This window comes from Thermoplasmata archaeon (assembly GCA_038874435.1).
Classification (GTDB): Archaea; Thermoplasmatota; Thermoplasmata; order Lutacidiplasmatales; family SKW197; genus SKW197.
The window spans coordinates 83,915-104,861 of the sequence record JAVZCK010000006.1; the positions used below are offsets into that span (position 1 = coordinate 83,915).

The 20,947-nt window shown below is 42.8% G+C and carries 12 protein-coding genes; 7 read left to right on the forward strand and 5 right to left on the reverse strand.

Annotated elements, in window-relative coordinates:
* Positions 1–28: 28 nt before the first annotated feature.
* The gene (locus QXD64_03965) at positions 29–1,231 is read right to left on the reverse strand and encodes a DUF438 domain-containing protein (protein ID MEM3396469.1); all 1,203 of its coding nucleotides are present in this window, start codon (positions 1,229–1,231) and stop codon (positions 29–31) included.
* Between the two features lie 110 nt (positions 1,232–1,341).
* A complete protein-coding gene (locus QXD64_03970; GenBank protein ID MEM3396470.1) occupies positions 1,342–6,249 on the reverse strand; it encodes a S8 family serine peptidase in 4,908 nt (1,635 codons plus the stop codon).
* Between the two features lie 119 nt (positions 6,250–6,368).
* Between QXD64_03970 and QXD64_03975 the strand changes: the two genes are divergently transcribed.
* Genes QXD64_03975 through QXD64_03995 form a run of 5 tightly spaced genes read left to right on the forward strand, consistent with a single transcriptional unit; the run spans position 6,369 to position 14,334 of the window.
* Positions 6,369–12,872, forward strand: a complete 6,504-nt coding sequence (locus QXD64_03975) for a carboxypeptidase regulatory-like domain-containing protein (protein MEM3396471.1) — start codon at positions 6,369–6,371, stop codon at positions 12,870–12,872.
* Entirely contained in the window at positions 12,869–13,657 is a 789-nt protein-coding gene (locus QXD64_03980; GenBank protein ID MEM3396472.1) for a CARDB domain-containing protein, read from the forward strand. Before QXD64_03975 ends, QXD64_03980 begins: the two co-directional genes overlap by 4 nt.
* Positions 13,651–13,815, forward strand: coding sequence for a zinc finger domain-containing protein (locus QXD64_03985; GenBank protein ID MEM3396473.1), 165 nt, complete (start codon positions 13,651–13,653; stop codon positions 13,813–13,815). The genes QXD64_03980 and QXD64_03985 overlap by 7 nt, the downstream gene beginning before the upstream one ends.
* A 9-nt stretch (positions 13,816–13,824) precedes the next feature.
* Entirely contained in the window at positions 13,825–14,091 is a 267-nt protein-coding gene (locus QXD64_03990) for an elongation factor 1-beta (protein MEM3396474.1), read from the forward strand.
* Between the two features lie 9 nt (positions 14,092–14,100).
* A complete protein-coding gene (locus QXD64_03995; GenBank protein ID MEM3396475.1) occupies positions 14,101–14,334 on the forward strand; it encodes a 30S ribosomal protein S17e in 234 nt (77 codons plus the stop codon).
* A gap of 40 nt (positions 14,335–14,374) precedes the next feature.
* On the opposite strand, the gene QXD64_04000 is transcribed toward QXD64_03995, so the two are convergent.
* A complete protein-coding gene (locus QXD64_04000) occupies positions 14,375–15,538 on the reverse strand; it encodes an ABC transporter permease (GenBank protein MEM3396476.1) in 1,164 nt (387 codons plus the stop codon).
* Positions 15,535–16,260 (reverse strand): ABC transporter ATP-binding protein, encoded by a 726-nt coding sequence (locus tag QXD64_04005; protein ID MEM3396477.1) that lies wholly within the window; start codon positions 16,258–16,260, stop codon positions 15,535–15,537. Before QXD64_04005 ends, QXD64_04000 begins: the two co-directional genes overlap by 4 nt.
* Before the next feature lie 88 nt (positions 16,261–16,348).
* Here QXD64_04005 and QXD64_04010 point away from each other — a divergent pair, with 88 nt between their 5' ends.
* Entirely contained in the window at positions 16,349–17,782 is a 1,434-nt protein-coding gene (locus tag QXD64_04010; protein MEM3396478.1) for an aminopeptidase, read from the forward strand.
* Here QXD64_04010 and dph2 read toward each other — a convergent pair.
* Positions 17,779–18,774 (reverse strand): diphthamide biosynthesis enzyme Dph2, encoded by a 996-nt coding sequence (gene dph2 / locus QXD64_04015; protein ID MEM3396479.1) that lies wholly within the window; start codon positions 18,772–18,774, stop codon positions 17,779–17,781. The genes QXD64_04010 and dph2 overlap by 4 nt on opposite strands.
* A 125-nt stretch (positions 18,775–18,899) precedes the next feature.
* Here dph2 and QXD64_04020 point away from each other — a divergent pair, with 125 nt between their 5' ends.
* On the forward strand, positions 18,900–20,942 hold the full coding sequence (locus QXD64_04020; GenBank protein MEM3396480.1) for a hypothetical protein: 2,043 nt from the start codon (positions 18,900–18,902) through the stop codon (positions 20,940–20,942).
* The last annotated feature ends 5 nt before the right edge of the window (positions 20,943–20,947 follow it).

Consider the following 20,947-nt stretch of genomic DNA (forward strand, 5'->3'; position numbering starts at 1 on the left):
GTGAAAAGTTTATTTTTTATGTTGTGAGTTAACCATCTAGAAGTCGTTTCTCACCCTCGATTTTCTTTATTTCAGTTATGTCCTGGGTTACTTCAAGACAGCCAAGATATTCTCCTTGTTTATTTCTCACTGGGAAATACCTGATATAAATCTGTCTGCCCTTCAGATTAATCCAGAACTCTGCTTTATCCCGTTTACCTGCCTTGAAGTCGTTAATAATCGCGTTTACCTTTTCCAAACTCTTCTGGGGATGGCAGTTCTGGACTTTTCTTCCAATAACTGCCTTGGTCCTTGGAAAGATTCGGTCTTTAGTGTCGTTGTAATACCTTACAGTGTCCTCTTTGTCAACAAAAGAAATGTCAACTGGTAGAGCGTTCAGAATTGCATCCAGTTCTTCCACAGATAATTTTCCTGTATCCAGTGGTACTTCTCCATCCACACATAGTGCTTTAAGATTTCTATGCTCTTCTTTTGTCCCTACAACAGTTTGACCTACACCAAGAACAGTGCTCGGTGTGAAGCAGCAGTATCCCAGTTCATCAAATTCTTTCCTTGCCTCCTTCCATTCCTCCTCTGAAATGACTCGCAGAGCCGTTGGGAAAAGGATGTTGTTCTCTTTGTAAAAGTGGGACTGCAAATTTTCCAGTAGTTTGAGTGTAGTTTCCTGAAGTTTTGCTACATCCACATCATTGCTCTCTGCAATTGCATAAATCTCCTTTTTTATCTCTCTTATCATATCATGTTCCATCCACATCACTTGCGGTGGCTCGGTAATCCCGTGCCTTTCAAGGTAGGGAAAGAGTGCATTCTCCTCTCGCACATAATGGCTTTCGGAACTTTTCAGATGCTCAATCACATGCTCCAGTTTCTCATGTTCACTGCCTCCCCAATCCCTTGCTATCTGCAATAACTCACCGGCAAATCCAAGCAGCATTTCGTGTTCTGTGAGAAGAATTTTCAGAGGATGTCCATCTGGCACATCCATTTTACCACCTTGCAATTCATTGAAAATTTTAAGATGGAGGTCGCACAATTTTCTTATTTCCTCTCTGGGAATGCCTTCTTTAATCAGCTCTTCCTCCGCTCTCGCAATTTCCAAGGGTGTCACTTGAGAGAGAAACTCCCTGAATTCAGCCTTCACATTCTCTGGCGTTGCACCTTCATGCAATTTCTTCAGAATGCCCTTCAAAATCTCCTTTCTTCTGGTCTCCTCTTCCATTTTATTCACCATCCAACAGGAATATATGCAGATATATGTAAATTACGGAAGGGACAATATTATGCTGGCATAAACAAAACATAGAAAAATCAGATAAAAATGAATAAAAAGGGTAAAAGAGTTCAGATTTTTCTTTTTCTGAGGGTTACCACTGCAAACACTGTTACCAACATTGGTATCAGAATATATCCTATAGAGAATTCGCTGACTGGCTGGATTGTTACTGGGAAACTTCCGTTTTCTGGAAGTGTTGCAGTGTTGTTTCCGCTATCCCATGCCTGGATATAGTAATAGAGGGGGCCTGGTGAACTCTGAGCTGGAATCTGTCCGTGCCATGTACCATTGGTGTTGTTGCCTGCAATCAAAGACATAGCAATCGCTATTGTGGTATCACTTCCAACTGGTTGGTAGAACACTTTTACATCCGTTATGGGTTCCGCACCAGCTGTTACATTGGCATAAATGTCGATTGGATCTCCTACATTCGCAGCGGTTACTGGTGTGTGGCTGATGAGAATTGTACCTGCGGGAACTATATTTATATACACCACCTTTGCGTCATTTCCAGTAGCTATATCTGCGCCGAGTTCTGTATTTACCATGATTTTGTATCTTCCTGTTTCGGTGAAGTTGTATATCCAATCTAGGTTTACCTCCGCATTTTGAGGCATTGTTATCCCTGTGGGCTTCGTCTGATTGAATATCTCTGTCAGTACTGTGTTTTTCTTCCCTATTACCTGCACATCGTCAAGATACCAACCCAGGTAATTGACCATGCTATCTGCACCGAAATTAAATCTCACTTTAACATTCGAATTGCCAACCCATCTTGTAAGGTTTACTGTCACTTCAACCCATGTTTGGACTCTTCCTGAAAATGCTTTCTTTCCACCGAGTGGATTGCCCCATGAGGAGGAAATTGTTCCGTTGTAATAGGGTTGAGGATTAACATTTGGCTCGTCTACCTGCATCCATGTGCTTCCATCAGTTGTTATTTCTATTAACCAACCATCATACACCGTGTAAGTTCCAGTTTCCATGTCCACCCACTGCCAGTACTTCATAACAACATAGTCGTAACCCGAGAGGTCCATTGCTGGTGAGATCAGCGCTGCTGAATATGCATTTGCGTAATTGCCAGCTAGATTTGTGCCCCAGACATTTGAGCCACTGTGTGGTGTTGGTGCACCTGTGCCTGATGGCGTCCCTCTTGCCCATTGGTCCACTGCATTGCCACCTGTATTCTGGTGTGTCCAGCCCTTGTCTATCTCAAAGTCATCCACAAAGACTGTGTCCTCCGTGCCTGGTAGAACTTCCCAGATTCTGCATCTCACATCAAAAGAATCCTGGGTGTTTGGTCCATAGTTTTTGATTTTCGCACTCACTGTTCGTTCGCCAGTATAGTAGGCGTTCTCATTTATCGGAGAGATAATACTCTCAACGCCTACATCATCAAGGGTTTTGAATACCCTGACTGTAGCAGTGCCATCAAGTCCTGTGTCGTCTATTGCCACAACTCTGATTCTGTAGGTTCCAACAGGATAGGATGTGAGGTCAAGTGTGTAGCTGTTTCCAGTGGTGCTTCCAATGTAACTCCAGGATTGCCCATCGTCAGGGCTGAGGTAAATGTCAAACTTCACGATTGTCCTCGTATCGCTGGCACTCCATGTTACATTAACAATATCATAAAAGCCAGTATTTTCCTCTGGAGCGGTGATAGTCACCGTGGGCTTTGAGCCACCAAGCAGGTAGGAAAGCGAGCGATCCATGAGAGTTGCCCTTATACTCCTTGAGGAGATGTCCTCAAACGCAAAGGCATAGTAAACCACTCCATGACTCCCTAGATATCTAACACCAGCAGTGTTTCCACTGGAGTACATTAGGAAGGCATAGGCACCTGTGCGGGCAGAAACTCTATCTGGATAATAACCCCCAATTACATCCTGCAAACTTGCACTGATTCCATCGCCTATTGGGTCACCAGCAACACCATTGATTGCATAACTCCCATCATTGTCCGCTGAATAGGTGGCATGAAGGTAGGTCTGGTACCATGTAGCATTGTTGTACTGGGTTCCATCGGTAGCACAGAGGTCCCATCCGATATCCTGCCCTGAAATTACAAGTTTTCCTCCTCCATCAAGATAACTCCCGAGCAAACTGCGGTCATCTGCAGAGAGCTGTGGATAGCAATCACTTGTGTGCCATACCACTGCCTTAAATTGCTGAAGGTATGCCAAGGTGGGCATGCCCTGTTTTGCCTTGCTCCAGATTCCATAGCTCCAACCCGCGTCTCCAACTGCGTCAGTATAGTACTTGTCAAATATGAGATAGGACCCACCATCTATTATAAGAATGCTAGCTAAGGTTGTTGTGAACTTATAATGCAGACCGCCATTCGTGTCTATACCCACGTTACCTACAATGTCCCTACCTTCCAGATCAAAAACATAGGTTGTGTTGAGTTCCAGACCGTATAACCTTATTCTATGAACGAACGAAAGAACACTCGAATAAACTGTAAGTGTCGGAGAGTATACTCCATACTTAACTTTAGAAGTTGTTGGTTCGTTAGTTGTCCATGTAATCTCAGCGTAGTTTCCCGCGATGACCTCAACAGATACATTTGTTATTACAGGGGGTCTTCCATCCACATTTGCGTATGCGAAAACAGGAGAATGTGGTGCGGATTGATCGATATATTTTGCAACAATCCTATCTCCATCTGAAATTTGTAAAACCCCATTAGAATTCGTATGAGAAATAGAAATGCTCCCTTCAAAAATATGGCAACCCGAAGAGAGTTCCGTAAGAATTACTGTTTCACCATTTGGTTCTGTAGTGGAATTTACCACACCAGTAAGAAGCCCAGAAGCATCTAGATCTATAACTCGTAGTTTTATCATCCCCTCGAGAGAATACCAATATTTGTCCATATGTATTTCTCCCTGTGTGTCACTTAACCCTCCAGTGACTACTAGTGCAAAATCTTGAGGACCAAAAGGAACATTTACTGCAGATATCCTTACCCTATAAAGCCCTACTTCTGGCGTGTTCAAATAGACACACTCTTCTACGTTAGTGTTATCAGATATCCCTCCCGGAATTGATTGCCCATTTGCAAACACATTTCCTAAATATTGGGTCCCATTGGGTGCAACCACGATAAGGTCTAAGTCGTTTACAATCGCTCTAGAAGAGAGTGGCTCGCCAGGATAATCCGTCCATGCTAGAGTTATTTTCAACGGAACTGAAGAATTGGAAACATAGTATAGATATTCCACACAATCTCCAGTCAAAAGTCCGTCTCTGAAATCGACTACTCGCAACCTCTCAGTATCTCCATTGAAATACAATACTCTGTCTAGATTTATTATTCCCCATCCTATGTCGTTGTTAGGCACGGAGAACGCGGCAAATGGGACACCACTATTTATCAATGCGGCCTTTATCAGAGCCGCAGAAGGAGTAAAACCATTGCTGCTCACCTTCGTGCCGGTTGGATACCAACCTTCGGTAAAGTACTGCCTCACAAGTGCAGCACCACCTGCAGCTGTAGGAGTTGCCATCGAAGTGCCACTCATTGTAATGTATCCTGAGTTGTTTGAATGCAAATTCCCATCTGAGTCTGCAGACACAATATATCTACCTGGTGCGCATATCGTGGGTTTAAGGCGTCCATCTGCAGTTGGCCCCCTGCTCGAAAAGTCCGCAATCTCCGTCCCGTAATGAGAAGTCGCTCCTACGGTAACAATGTTCTTTGCAGTACCTGGGCTTCCGACTGTGTTTGGACCTGAGCCACTATTACCAGCTGCAAAAAAGATAAGCATGTCCTTGTGATACCACATAAACTCATCTGTCTGCATGGATTCGCTTGTATAGTTGTTACTTGAAGAACCCCAGGAGTTTGAGTGCAATCTGGCCCCATCATTGTATGCCCAAAGGAAAAGAGTATTAAGGTCTGGAGGTAATACGAGTACATCATTATATCCAGAGACATTACCGATGTCCGCAAATGAGAGCTTTGCACTCGGAGCTATACCTATTCCATTTAGATTAGTTCCACCCACATAGCTATTATTTCCAGCTACCGTACATGCTACATGCGTTCCATGACCAGAATAATCGCTGTCACTCTCATTTGCGTTCACATGATAGTTGACTATTTTCCTATGCTGGAGGTCTGGAGGTAGAGAACCCGGAGGATTAGAGTACTGGACTGGGAAGTGACTTGGATCCCTAAATGCTTCGTGGTCCCAATCAATACCAGTATCACTTACTCCAATTATCTGGTCATCACCATAAAGCCCATGATTCCAGATTGGCGTGTTTCCGCTTGTGCCTGACTGAATCACGCCTGCTGAAATTGAGTTAGATATTTTCATCTCGCTCCGCTTTTCTATCCATCGCACATCTGGCAAAAATGCAATTTTCTCAGCAAGTTTTGAGTTCATCTCCGCTATTATGGTTCCACCATCTCCGTACATTGATGGTGCTACATCTTTCACAATGCCTCCATTCTTTCTGATTGCCATAGCCACTCCATAAATGTTATCGAATACCAGAATTTTGAGCGTTTGAGAAGGTGTATCGTATACACTATTGTCTATCTTATAATATGGTTGATAAATTCCCCACCACTGCACAAACGGAAGATTTGCAATTTCCTGCATCTGGGAAAAAGTTGCTTTTACAGTATAGGCATTGTCGGGTATGTATGAAAGAATCTGACAGTGTTTAGAAAGCTGGACTTTCCAGTTTTCTTTTATTGGACCCTTCATTTGGACTATGTAAACTCCACTAACCCATCCAGGATAGGAAGATATCCTCAGATGGGAAGGGATCTCTGGTTCTCCTGCAGAGGTGGAAAATATAATCTTCTTCAGAAAAATCTGGTCGCTCGCATATCCACTCTGAACTTTATCATTTGCCTTCACCTCTTGGCCTGGCGTCAGTGGAACTATAAGAGATGCCATCACAATCGCAATCACCACAAATAGGATTTTCATCTTGTTGCCCCCAGTTTTCATAATTCTACCATAGTGCTTCATGGCTTCGCTCTATTTATACTTATCTGGTTTGGTTGTAGGAAAAGATATATAGATGAACTAGTTATGAGGTTGAGAACAGGAATTACTGAGGTATGGCTATGGCTGAAAAAACGGATGCAAAGCTGAAGTTATCAGATAGAGTAATAATGTGGTGCAACGAGCATGGAACTACAGTGCTTTACCTAGCAACAATATTCTTCATCGGATTGCTGATGCGGGTGTACTTTGCAACTGAACTTATAACACAGCATGGGCCTCTGTATCTCTACTCAGGAGGCTCGGACTCCTACTACCACTCCAGAGTAATTGAATACATTGTTGCCAATAAACACCACCTTGTTCTCGACACAATGTTAAACTATCCCACTGGTGCAATTAACCCAAGGGCACCATTGTTTGACTGGATGGTTGCTGTACTTGGCACTGTTCTCGCTCCGTTATTCGGAGGAGATGCGGTGCTTGCTGCCGCCTATGTGCTGGTTTACATTGCACCTATCTGGGGCTCCCTATGCATCTTCCCACTCTACTTTCTTACCAAAGACATTTTTGGAAGAAAAACTGCTCTGCTCTCAGTGTTCCTTCTCACATTCATGGAGGCACAGGTGGAGAGGAGCATTGCTACTTTTGGTAACTATCTCCCATTCTACATGTTCATGGTACTCACAATACTCTTCTTCTATGTTCGAACTATAAAAATGGTAGGAAGCCATAGATGGGTTAGTTCCTGGCAAAGCAGAGAGGAAATTGGAAAAGGACTGAAAGCATTTTTCAGAAATGAGAAAAGAGCTCTGCTCTATAGCGTGATGACTGGCGTGGCTTTCGGCGCTACCTCCATGGCATGGCAGGGTTTCACATATATGGAAGCAATCTTGCTCATCTATCTCTTTGCTCAGATTCTCCTCAATCATATTAGAAAGGTTGACTCTACAGGCGTATATATTGTTACGATGGTAGCAATGGGCGTTGGTTTCCTCCTCGCATTTCCATACTACTATGGTGACCAACTCATCCCAATCTGGTTTGATGTGCCTGTTTACCTTTACATTGGAGCTGCTGTACTTGGATTTATCTTCGTATCCTCCAGAGATGTTCCATGGATTATTGTGTTCCCTGCAGTAGGTGTCCTCCTCGGTGTCATAGCCCTCTCTGTTTATTTAATAAACCCTGGATATTTCGAAATAATCGTCTCAGGACAGGGTTACTTCGTCAAAACCAAAGTTTATTCCACTGTTGCAGAGGCGCAGGCACCTGACTTCAGTCGGGTGGTTCTGGCATTTGGTGCGGCAACTACATTTCTTGGTGTGCTTGGACTTGGATATCTCCTTTATAAAACCTACAAATCCTGGCGAATGGACTATATCTTCTTCGCAACATTCAGCACAATGTCAGTGTACCTTGCATCTACTGCAGGTAAGTTCACATTCCTCGGCTCTCCAATGTTTTCGGTGCTTTCTGCATGGTTCATTCTCCTCCTTATTAACATAGCCAATTTCTCAGAGATGCAAAAGACATTTGCGGGCACAATTGGTGGAGGACTCTGGAATGCTCTGAAAAAAAGTGTGAAGGTCACCCACGTAGTTGTGGTCCTCTTCATAGCATTCCTTGTAATTTTCCCGAATATCTGGTTTGCGGTGGATGCTTCCATACCGTATGAAACCAAGCGAAAGTTTGATAAGCAGGTCTATGAGGCCATGCCAGATTTTGCAAAGCCCACAGATTATGACAAAGTTAATGGTTCTTACAAGTATTTTGGTGCCTTTGGCTTCTCTGTGCCTTTGCCGTCATCTTACTGGCCCGATGCCTACAAGTGGCTTTCCAAGCAGGATATAAATGATACGCCAGATAAAAGGCCTGCCTTCGTAAGCTGGTGGGACTATGGATTTGAGGCCGTAGATGTAGGACATCATCCAACTGTAGCAGATAACTTCCAGAATGGAATTCCAATAGCAGGAAATTTCCTAATGGCTCAAAATGAAAGCCAGGGTATCTCCCTCATGATTGCACACCTTCTCTATGCATGGTACTACAAGGACAAAACCAAGTGTGAAGAAATATTCAAAGCAATTGAGGATGCGGGTGTGGACATAGCACCAGTAAAGGCACGATTGAATGACCCAAAAGGCACAGTGAAAATTGTGTTAGACAACCCAAGCGTCTTCGGTCCTAGATCGGCCGACCTGAATGTTCACAATGCATACTATACCTGGATGTCTGTCTATCTTCTAAGCAATTTAAACTTGAGACAGCTATCAGAACTTTACAATGTGGTTATGGACATTACTGGCAACAGAATATATTACTTTGCAGTTGACTCAAGGTTGTTCCCCTTCTCAGGGACCAATACAGGCATCTTCTATGCTCCTGCCAAACTATCAGACCAACGAATGAAGGGCAGAGGCGAGTCCGTACCCTATGATTATTACAATCTGAAAGCAATCAGTGAGTATGGTGGAGAATATGAGCTTGACGAAATTCCTGCTGGGGTTAGAATTGTTAACTATAAGATAGAATACAAGGATATGTTCTACAATTCTATGCTATACAGAATTTATGTAGGTTATAGTGGAAAGGACATTGGTATGGGCGATGGAATTCCTTCACTCACTTCTGGGTTCGAAAATTATCAGAGAATGCCTGGCTGGAACATGACGCATTTTAGAGTAGTGTATCTCACTGCCTACTGGAACCCGTACAAGGACTATCAGAATCACACCGATGCATGGAGAGCAATAAACTATGAGGAGGCCTACCAGAAGCAACTTAGTGGCGAAGGTGTTGTAGATCTAAATTCCAGAAGCAGCATAGGTCAGAGCGTGGCGATGATAAAGTACTTCCCGGGTGCGTTCTTCAATGGAACTTTGAAATTACCAGATGGTAGGATTGCTAAAGGACTCAGAATCACTGTGCAGGATGAATACGGGATTCCACATATGAGCACTATAACAGGGGATGATGGTAAGTATAACCTTATTTTACCATTTGGAAACATAAGCATTTTAGTAACTACTGGTGGCGAACTAAACAAGCAATCCATGACAGAGCGTATCCAGGTAGCAAGAATGACACTAAACATCTCCCAGGATGCGGCATACAGAAAGAATGTAGACAGTGACAGAGATGGGGTCTGGGATTATATTATCAATCGAGACATTGAGGTTGCACCTGCAACAATCAAAGGCACAGTTTACTGGGATAATGACAACAGCGGGAGTTATTCCTCAACTTCGGATACTGTGATTCCCAATGCAAAGGTCTACTTTGTAAGAAATGAGACAAATGATACTTACACTGTGACCACGGATGCAAGTGGCACCTACATTATCAATAATATCACTCCTGGAAGCTACAATGTCTCCGCAGTGGTTGACACCTACAAGACGATAACTCTGACCACAGAGGGAAAACCTAACGAACAGGTAACAGCAGACATAGGAATACAACCTGGCAAAATAGATGGAAATGTCTCGCTTGGAGAAAAAAAGATGGCTAATGTGACTGTAGCGCTAAAGCGTGAAAATGGCACAGTTACTACCACAACTTCAAATGAAACAGGCGAATTTGAATTTGAGCACCTACTGCCCGGAAATTACACCCTCTACATAGATGACCCTGAGTATGTGTCAGAGAAGATTGAAATCACACTTAATCAAGGTGAGCGTTCAACGCAAGCGCTCCAGATATTCGAAGCAGCAAAAGTGAAAGGAAAGCTGAAAATCGGAAATGCACCAGCAAGCTATGCAAGCGTGAGATTCATAAACCTAGACAACAGGAAATTGAGTGATACTGTAGTTGCTAATGCCAATGGAGAGTTCAATCTTTCTCTACCAACAGGTTTCATGTATTCTGTTTATGCTCTCATGATGAAAGGCAATGACAGATACACCCAGTTTACAAGCTTTATTTTGGAAAACGACATGGAAATTGTTCTAAACCTTCAAAAGGCAGTGAAAATCTATGGAGAGGTGAAGTCAAAACCTACAAATGAAATCATGTATGGCTACACGATGCAGATAGACAGGGGCAATGAAAAACTCTGGTTCTTCACAAATTACTCTGGTTATTATGAAATTTATCTACCACCAGGCACTTACGAGTTGAAGAATCTTGCATGGATTACGGGCGTAAATTGGACTTATCTTGAGAAACGAACAATCTACGCAGACACAGAATGGAATGTTGCAGTAGTTGATGGTGATGCCTACAACGGAAGGGTTTACTACGATGCGAATGAAAACGGTGTACACGATGCAGGCGAGGAAATTGCAAATGCTAGAGTATTCCTCTACGATGAAAATAAAAACAGCATTTACACGAAAACAGGTGATGACGGAATGTTCCGTGCCAATATACCAAAAGATAGAACATACACAATGAAAGTGTTGGCTGATGAATTCAATCCACGGGAATTCTCACCAATGAAGTTTGCAGAACTTCCAGGAGAAATTGCACTCATCCCAGTGAATGTCTCAATTTTAGGCAACATAAAATTCCTGAATTTCGTAGATGAAAACATTTCTGTATCGCTCACTGGTGGGATGGGCAACAAAACATATCACATAAACACCAGCCAAAGCACGAATTTCACACTTACAGTAGCACCTGGCAATTACAATGTCCGAATTACATATCAAACCCAGGAAGTAAATGAAAATGACACTAGATATGTTGTTGAGGGGAACACAGAATTTAACACAAACTTAAACAGAAAAGTAAATCTCACTGTTAAAAAAGAAGTCAAGATAACTGCAAATCTTTCTCTCATTGATGGCACAACTCTCAACGCTGTAGTTAAACTTACGAACCGCTCAAATGAAATGACAGTGGATACGACAGCTGACGAGTTAAAAGACGGAGAATTTGTGCCGGTTGGAGAATGGAATGTGGAATGCATAGGAGAAAGAGGAGAACTCCATTATGCATCTATTACCCAGATTGAGGTTACAAAACCAGCACATTTCGACTTCACCCTTTATCCTGCTCATAGAGTCAATGTGAAAGTAGAGCATGACGGAGAGGGTGTAAGTTATATCCAACTGATGGCAACTGTTGATGAAATTACTCTTCAGAAAACTACGGACATAGGCGGGAATGCAGAATTCACAGTGCCTGCAAACAAATCAGTGAAATTCTGGGTAGATTACACAGGCACTGAAACTATTTCTAGCTTAAACAGAACTGTTCACTACGAAGGCAACAACACCACAGTAGCAAATGCTGACAAGACGGTGATTGTTGAAGTCACAAAGGAAATCCATAGCAGAATTCTTTCTGGAAACGTGGTTTACGAAGGGCAGAGGATGCTATCTGGCTATGTGGAATTCGTGTCAGATGCCACCGCACAAAAGTTTAGAACAGAAATTATAAACAGCAGTTTCAGCATTGAACTGCCTGCAGACACATATAATGTGTATGCATACGCACAAGATTACGCAATGGACTATGTGAATTGCACAAAGGTTCTTGTTAAGGAAGACAGTGAAACCCAACTCACTCTTGCGCTTGTGAAAGGTTACCGACTCAACGTACATGTAACAACTGAAACAAGTGCAGAAAAGACCTTGAAGATAACCACGCCTGAATGGAAATATGAGCTTGCTACCCTCGACACCGAATTCAGTGTTATTTTGCCTGGTGGTGAATATAAGCTAAGGACATCGCAATTCGGCTATGACAACGGAATGCGAGTTGAATACGCTGACGAGAAAACGGTGACAATCTACAACACCACAACTGCGGTCTATCTTTCACCTCAGAAAGTTGTGATTCGTGCCCTTGAAATCACATGGAATGAAATAGAACATGCCGTGATGGACCAGAACGATACCCGAGTGTTCAGTTTGATTGTTAAAAATCTAGGAAATGTAGAAGACAAGGTATCACTCACGGGCTCTCCTGTGGATTGGAGATTCAATTTCAGCGATAACAACTTTGCTATCGGTTATGGCTCTGGAAATAACACAAAGAGAATAGAGGTCTATGTGACTACACCAGATGATGCTAAAGTAAACCATCCACCAGTAATAATTACTGCCATCTCCATGCTAGATTCGTCGGTCTCAACATCCACTCAAATCAGAATAGAGGTTTTGGAAAAACGTGCCTGTGCATTGCTTGAAGGAACTAATTATAAGTTTGAAAACGGTTCTCTTGCATTCGACATTCAGGTAAAGAACACCGGAAATACTCTGGACACATTCCACTTAACAATTATTAATGCCAATGAAATCGCTGCACTTGGCTGGACACCAAAAATTTATGTGGGTGAACGTGAGGTAAACAAAACTAGCGAAATAGAGCCGAATGCTACAACCACACTTACTATTCGCCTTACACCAGGACAGGGTGCGATGCCGATAGTTACAAGAGCTTCTGTTAAACTCTATGCAATTTCTGAAACAAAGAAAGGTGATACAGCAACGGCCGAATATAGAATCCCAGTTTCAAACTTTACAATGAGTGCTGATGAATTTTCTGCAGCAGGAGAGAGGATTTCAATGAAGCCAGAAACCGTGGATTACTCTCCATACATTTGGGCAACCGCAATAATAATAATCGTGTTGCTTGCAATTCTGGTTTACTACAGATGGGGGGTGGTAAGGTGAAGCCTGTTGCACTTCTTTCGATTTCCATGCTTTTGACAGCTCTTCTTTTCCCTCTATCTTCAGTAACACATGCAGCAGCCCAGGGCTATGAGCCTGTGAGAGTAGTTATCTCTGGCCCAGACACTGTAGGTGTTAAAGAGGTTCGCACCTACTACATCAACATCACAGGTGGTCCAGCAACACTGGGTGGGAATTATTCTTACAAGGCAGTGATAAAGGGAGAAAATACTACTGGAGCCTATGTCACTCCTGCAGAAGGCAACAACACGGAAGGCAATTTTGAAGTAAATGTTACAATGCCTGAAAAGGCACAGCGACTCACGCTTGAGGTAAATGCCACCTCCTCTCACGAAGGCATAGACAAGTCGGTGGTAAAGGCATTCACCATAGAAGTAGTAAACCCATACACCTTCAAAGCTACAATAAAGAACTCTGGAAACATTGATGTCTATGGTTGCCAGATTGATGTGCTGATTGACGGAGTTAAAATTACAGAATTTAAGGTTGACATTCCAAAGAACTCCACATATACCTTTGAATATAACTACACTGGCAAAATAGAACAACCAGGGTGGCACACAGCAAAATTCGTGATAAAGAATGGATACGGGATGCTCTACTTCGAAAATGCCAGTGAAGAAATTTCGTTCTCCTTCTACAAGGCGCCACCCCCATTACCAAAATGGCTTCCGCTTGCAATTGCCCTTATCCTTATCCCTGTGGTAAGTATTATAATCCTCCTCCTTTTAGGAAGGAGAAAAAAAGGAAGTGGTAAAAAATGGTAGAAATCGCGTGTGTCTCCTGTGGAACAAGATCGCTCCAGAAAGGTGCGGTGAAATTCAAGTGTCCGGCTTGCGGAAAGGTAGAAATCTGGCGATGTGAAGAATGTAGAAACCAGAGCAGGGCATACACATGCAGAGAATGTGGATTTACTGGACCTTGAGGTGAAAATATGGGAAATGTATCAGTAATATATCGGGTGCTTCCCCAAGATGTGGAAGTAAACATCGAGAAAATAATGGAAGAAGTAAAAAATGTGATGCCAAAGGATGTTACCCTGAGAGGCATGCAAGTGAAGGATGTGGCCTTCGGACTCAGAGAGGTACTCGTTGCTGTAGTTATGAAAGATGAAGGAGGAAAAAGCGACGAAGTTGAAAAATTACTGAGTTCCATTCCTGGCGTTGGCTCTGTAGATGTTCTAGACCTTACCCTTGTGTGAGGTGAAAAAATGGGCAGGATTAGGCAGACATATATAAAAAGGGTGGCTATTGAACTGATTTCCAAACATGGAGATCAATTCACTGGCGATTTTTATCACAATAGGGAAAAGGTGAAAGAGCTTACAGACCTTGTAGTCAGGGATGGAGACAAAGAAAAAATTCTTTACAAGCAAATGCTAAACAGAATTGCTGGCTATGTGACAAGATACAAAAAGCGAAAGAGACACAGCGTTCTCGGCTGAGTTTGTTTCTTTTTTCATACCACATTTTTCTGTTTTTTTCTTATTCTTTTCGTCGCAATAACATCGTGCTCCCTGCAAGTGTAATAGCTGCGAACGCAAGTAGAACACAGATTTCAAGCCAAACATCACCGATACCGAGTCCTCTCACCATTATCGAGCGTTCTGCATCTATACCGTATCTGAGCGGAACAAAATAAGAGATAGGTTGAAGGACCTCGGGTATAGATTCCACTGGCCAGAAAAGTCCTGAGAGAAGCACAGAGGGAAAAATGATAAAGGGTATAAACTGGATCGCCTGAAGCTCGTTTTTAGCACCTGATGAAAGAAGAATCCCCATTCCCTGATGGCCAACTCCTATAATGAAAAACACAGCAAAAGCAAGAAGCACATTTCCCTTGATTGTGATTCCGAACAAGAGAATACCTGTGAGCATGATTACACAACTCTGGAGAAGGCAAATAATTCCAAACGCAAGGGCATATCCAAGCACCACCTCCTCTGCCTTTGCAGGCGTAGCCATAATTCTTTGCAGAGTTCCATTTCTTCGCTCATTCACAAAAAGAATTATTGTTAATATCGTGGTAACCATCATCACAGCAAACGACATAACACCAGGTGCAAAGTAATCTATGAATTTCGTGTCCTCACTTCCGTAGATGTAATTTCTTTCCAAACCTACTGGACTCTTTTGTGTTAGATTCGGGCCAGAAATTTCCTCAACTGCCTTTTTTACCGCTTCACCAAGGGCAGAAAGCACTGCTCCTGTTATTGTAGGATTTGAGCCATCAAGGTAAACTGTAATTTTTGAACCATTGCCTACACCAGAAGCCGCAGACAAAAACTCATTTGTAAAATTTCCTGGGATGTAAATTAAAGCCCAAGCCTCTCTATTTTCCACCTGCCTTCTTGCATTCTCAAAATCCTGCTCCACTTTCAGATTCAAAACCTCTCGGTCTATGTTTTTGAAAATTTTATCTGAGAGATTAAAGTCCTTATGAGGAAAGAGTGGAAATTGTGTGGAATTCACGCCTGTATCTTCGCTAACAAATACCACGCTCACATTTTGTACTTCTCCTGAAAAAGTGTAGCCGAAAATGAGAATCATCAGCAAAGGCACAGCTAGAATAAATGCAAATGTTCTCTTATCATGTCTGAATTGGAAAAGAGCTCGTTTTGTAAATACTAGAACCCGCTTTGCCTTCATTTTCCCATCCCCCCCGCATAGTGAAGAAATACCTCTTCCAGCCCCTTAACACCAATTTCTGCCTTGAGTTTGTCGGGCTCCCCTTGTGCGATCAACTTACCGTTTCTCATCATCCCTACCCTGGTGCAATGTTCTGCCTCGTCCATGTAATGGGTGGTAAGAAAAATAGTGGTTCCATCCTTTTTGAGTTTGTGAAAATATTGCCAGAAGGAAACGCGTAGTTCCGGATCTACCCCTACAGTTGGCTCATCTAGAAACAAAATTTTCGGTTCGTGAATTAACGCACATGCTAAGCTAAGGCGATGCCGCATTCCGCCACTCAAATTTGTCACTAACACATTCTTCCACTTTGTCAGATTTATAAACTCAAGAAGTTCCTTTTCCCTCCTCTGGATGTCTGCATTCTCAAGTCCATAAATCTCACCAAACAGCAGAAGATTCTCATGCACTGTGTTATCCAGATAAAGTGCGGTCTCCTGGGGCATATAGCCCACCTTTTCTCTGTTTTTCCCGGAGGCAACACCACTGCCAAGCACATATGCCTCTCCAGATGTGGGCTTCATTATTCCATTCAAAATCTTCACAAGGGTGGTCTTACCGGCACCATTTGGTCCGAGCAAGCCGTAAATCTCGCCTGTTTTAACCCTCAAACTGACACAATCGAGGGCCACAAAGCTTCCGAATCTCTTGCTCAAGCCATCAACTCTTATTGCATCCTTCATAGTAATGGACAATGGATATAGAGATTTAGAGTTTTTGCATAGAGAAAGGGTTATATCCTGTTGATATATCAGCCAATATGGTGAAAGAATGCCAAAGACAAAGAAAAAAGCAAAGAAGATTGAAGAGGTTTTGCTCAGAAAAAAAGAATCAATCTGGAAAAAAGCTAGTAAAAAGGACATTGATAATTTCTTCAAGTATGCTGAAGGTTATAAGAAATTTATGAAAGATGCGAAAACAGAAAGGGAAACAGTTGCAAAGGTTGTAGAACTTGCAAGAGCCAATGGTTTCAGAGAGCTTTCGGAAATCAAGGAAATGAAACCAGGCGATAGATTTTACGAGGTGAATAAGGAGAAGATGGTGATTTTGGGTGTGGCAGGAAAAAAGAGCATAGGAGAAGGGCTTAACATTATTTCTGCGCATCTGGATTCACCGAGGCTTGACTTAAAACAGCTCCCGCTTTACGAAGATGGCGAGACAGAAATTGCCCTTTTCAAGACCCATTACTATGGTGGAATCAAGAAGTACCAGTGGGTTGCCTTCCCGCTTGCAATCCATGGCGTGGTTTATACAAAAGATGGGAAGAAAGTCACAATTAAAATAGGTGAAAAAGAAGGAGACCCGGTGTTCATCATCCCTGACTTGCTGCCGCACCTCGCAAGAAATGTACAGGGTGAGAGAAAGCTGTTTGATGGAATTAAAGGTGAGGAATTAAACATCATAGTGGGCTCAATTCCAGTGCAGGACGAGGATGCGAAACAGAAGGTGAAGGTGGCTGTGCTAGATTATCTTAACAAGAATTACGGAATTGTGGAAGAGGATTTTGTGTCTGCAGAACTTGAAGCTGTGCCTGCAGTAGCTCCCATGGACTCTGGTTTTGACAGAAGCTTTGTACTTGCCTACGGACAGGATGACAGGGTCTGCGTTTACACTGCACTCACTGCCCTGATGGAACTCAAGAAGCCAGATAGATGGTGTCTTGCAGTTTTCTTTGACAAGGAGGAGATTGGAAGTGCTGGCAATACCAGTGCGACCTCCTATTTCTTTGAGAATTTTGTGGCAAAACTCTGTGCAATGTGTTCAGAACATCACTGCGGCTGCGATGTGAAAGAAGTGCTGGAACGAAGCAAAGCATTGTCTGGTGATGTAGATGCCGGCGTTGATCCCACCTACAAAGAAGTCCATGACCTAAACAATGCTGCAAAGATGGGACATGGCATTGTGCTTACAAAATACACTGGCGTCGGTGGGAAATACAGTGCAAACGATGCCCATGCGGAATACATGGGAAAGGTGAGACAGATATTCAACAAGGCAGGCGTTGCCTGGCAGTCAGCTGAGCTCGGAAAAGTGGATGAAGGAGGTGGCGGCACTGTGTCCAAGTATCTTGCAGTTTACAATATGGACATTGTGGATTGTGGTCCAGCAGTGTTGAGTATGCATGCTCCGCTTGAAGTCACATCTAAGGCAGACCTGTATCACACACATCTTGCCTATCTGGCATTCTACGAAAACATGGACTAAATGTGCTCTGGCAAAAACTGGTCAATCTCATAATTTTTTATTTCTTTCAACCCGAGCAAGGCCTCTTGTGGTGTTAAAAGTGTTACTTTATAGTTTCCATAGTCCTCAAGCGCAATTCTCGGACAGGCAGTGCTGATGAGTACATCAAATCCAGTATAATTAAGAATTTCAGGTGTGAGAGTATTGAGCCACAACATCCTTGTGGCTTTATTATGCCTCTTCAGAATTTTCTCAAGATGTTTTGCAAGTTGAATTCGTTTCTGGCCTGGCTTTGTGCAGACCACAATTCCAATTTTTTTTGCGTCTTGCACTGCAAAGCTCTTTCCGATGCCTGCCTTCAAAAATTTCTCTCTGTCAAATTTTATTAGTTCAATTCTTCCAGATAAGTGATACCTGTAAACTGGTTTTGAAGTGAGCATCGCTATCCCCATTGGATGGAAAATTCCATCGCCAACAAAAATGTAGGAATCCACTGTGTCAGAGCATGCTGCAGCAGCACTCACATCACAGCCCAAGACCTGCCCTAGATGAATTGTGCGGTTTCTTGGTTCAGGGATATGGACCTTCTTACTCTCAGCTTCAAAAAATGTAGCGATTTTCTGGAGTTGTTTAACATACTGAACAGTCGTAAATAGACAGATTTGCTCTCCCATTTCTCCGGGTAATCCAGTAGGTGGCATCGGCTCTGCTCTGGAGTAGAGTTCAAGGAACAGAATTTTCTGAGTGGTTGCTAGGCCTGGTATTTTCGCATGTCCAAGTTGAACAAGCCCATCCACCTCTGACAGAGTGCTTATCTCTGGAAAATCACAGGCACCGAATGAGGGCTCTGCATATAGAACTGGTTCACCGTAAACAGAGAGTTCTTCAAGAATTTCGCTAGCTTGAGGGAGGATGCCAGCTGGTAACTGAACGCCAAACTTTTTTATTTTTTCTCGCAGAATCCATTCCTTGAGTTTTGCTGTATCATAGATGTAGGACCGCATAACGCTCATGGAATGCTTGAAATAAAGATAAAGGTAACGATGGGTAAAAGGCAATTGGCACGGGAATAACCAATGAGCCTGCAAAACATTTATTTATTTCTAAATTATATCATATTTATGAGAAGGTGATTTATGTGAGAGTAAATTGGCTTGCTCAGATAGTGTGTGCTGTTATGCTATTTTCATGCATAATTCCAAGCGTTACGAGACCTGCAGTGGGAGACGGCATTTCAATCCCTACCAGAGAGATTGATGTCCTCTTTGAAACCAGGCAACTGGCATACATAGAACTCAATCCAGACAGAACCCAGACAATAGACATGTTTGTGACAATGGTCTCACTAGACCCTGGCACTGAGATAAAGTATTTTGTACCCCTCAAAGCCAAGCCCACAATAAATGATGTGAAGATTGTTTCTGACGAGGAGTTTGAGCAACTCGGCATTAATGAGGCAAAGTCAACTGTGGAAAACTACAGCAATGGTAAAAAAGAATTTGATGCAAATGTGATGAAAGCAGCGTTAGGTTTCAGTATCTCCCAGTTGTTTACACCTCTTGCTGCAAGTGTATTTCTAATAAATTCAGCAGGTACTTACGCAGGTAGTTTGAGCGCACCCACGGTCTCCTACTCTACCTACGGCAATGGCTACAGTGTTTCTGTGCTCAATTTCTCCTCAAAGGAGTCGCTGAAAGAATTCATCTACAGCTTGAACCTCACAATTCCGCAAAAACTCTGGCATGTTATCAACAATTATGCTGACTACCATTTTGTGTACATAACGCTGAAAACAATGCCACCAGTGCCAGAAGAAGATTTCAATGAATTTGCACTTAGGTGTCCGAAGACACTTGCTGCCCTGAAAAATTTTACAAAAGAGAATCCTACTCTGTATTTTTACAGTTACGAAAGTGCATACGACTTCATTAACCATCCCTATTTTGTGAATGTGAAAAATACCTTCTATGGTGAGGCAGGTGAATCCACTAAACTCTACAACACACTGAACGAAATTATTGCTGTGCTTTACGGTTACGGGAAAGAATATGCTGGCCTTAAGATAAACATGAAGATGCCACTCGTGGATGGAAAGATTTACTATCCGCTGGGCACCTCCACATCATGGGAGGGAAACCAGCAAATCCAGGTGCTCATCGGAATGCCCTCCTCATTTATGCTGAAAGATAATCCTCGAGGCGGTTCCTATCTCTCGCTCCATGGTAAAAACTGCTACTATTTTGAGTTTTCAGGGACTGGACCTGATTTTGATATAGATGCAGAGGTCACAGAAGGGATTCACCTCCAGGGCACTGCTTACCAGATTTCCATGGTATTTTATCGGACCCCTATCTCTGGCGTTTACCTGGTGCTTCTGCTTTTTGTGCTACCCTGGTACATTCCTTTCATCTGGATTGCGAGAAATTCAAGGATAAAAGGAAAGCCACGCTGGATGTTTTACATAGTTCCTCTGGCAATCGGACTGCTTTCTCTAATCCATTTTCTTGTTGGAGTGGTGCTCACAATAAAGTTCCTTAGAAAGTTTAAGCAACATGGCTTTGTGGACGAAAAAATAAAACCAGAGATTAGCTGGGTGAGGAGTGCAATGCTCGCCACAGGCATCCACGCTTCGCTAACTCCATTCCTTTTCCCAATAGCGCCTTCGATGCTGGGAATAATTTCAGCCCTCATGTTAACATCATCTTACTCCTGGCTAAACTTCTGTGCAGTGATATTGTTAGGAGTAGGAGTTATTGCATACTTTCTCATCTTCGTGGTTGCCACGAAACTCGTTGGAGAGTATGCAAGGACATGGGAAGGAAATGTGGAACTTATCTGGATTGCACCTAAAATGCTCTGCGAACACACAGAAATGTCTGTAGAAGGAAAGATGGACCCAGCAAAATTAAAAGCGAAACTCTCTGAGAAACTTGCAAATTCTGGTTATACAATTGCACAAACCTATCCGAAGTTGGGAGATGCTGAAACACTCCACTTCACTGGAAAAGATCTGGAATTCGCAGTTTTATTTAAGAGAACTGGAAAAGGGAACCTCTCAGTGGAAATCTTTGCGCTTAGACTCAAGGGAGATTTATTTGAGACCTGGAGTTCTGACACAGCTCAGATTGATTTCATACAACAAGCGATAATAATGGCATCTGAAGAATGTAAGAAAGAGTAGGAAAA

What these genes read in the sequence shown, in the direction of transcription:
- dph2 (MEM3396479.1), bottom strand. Translation starts at nt 18,774, where the DNA reads ATGAGCGTTATGCGGTCCTACATCTATGATACAGCAAAACTCAAGGAA.
- QXD64_03995 (MEM3396475.1), top strand. Translation starts at nt 14,101, where the DNA reads ATGGGCAGGATTAGGCAGACATATATAAAAAGGGTGGCTATTGAACTG.
- QXD64_03965 (MEM3396469.1), bottom strand. Translation starts at nt 1,231, where the DNA reads ATGGTGAATAAAATGGAAGAGGAGACCAGAAGAAAGGAGATTTTGAAG.
- QXD64_03970 (MEM3396470.1), bottom strand. Translation starts at nt 6,249, where the DNA reads ATGAAAACTGGGGGCAACAAGATGAAAATCCTATTTGTGGTGATTGCG.
- QXD64_04010 (MEM3396478.1), top strand. Translation starts at nt 16,349, where the DNA reads ATGCCAAAGACAAAGAAAAAAGCAAAGAAGATTGAAGAGGTTTTGCTC.
- QXD64_04005 (MEM3396477.1), bottom strand. Translation starts at nt 16,260, where the DNA reads ATGAAGGATGCAATAAGAGTTGATGGCTTGAGCAAGAGATTCGGAAGC.
- QXD64_03975 (MEM3396471.1), top strand. Translation starts at nt 6,369, where the DNA reads ATGGCTGAAAAAACGGATGCAAAGCTGAAGTTATCAGATAGAGTAATA.
- QXD64_03990 (MEM3396474.1), top strand. Translation starts at nt 13,825, where the DNA reads ATGGGAAATGTATCAGTAATATATCGGGTGCTTCCCCAAGATGTGGAA.
- QXD64_04000 (MEM3396476.1), bottom strand. Translation starts at nt 15,538, where the DNA reads ATGAAGGCAAAGCGGGTTCTAGTATTTACAAAACGAGCTCTTTTCCAA.
- QXD64_03985 (MEM3396473.1), top strand. Translation starts at nt 13,651, where the DNA reads ATGGTAGAAATCGCGTGTGTCTCCTGTGGAACAAGATCGCTCCAGAAA.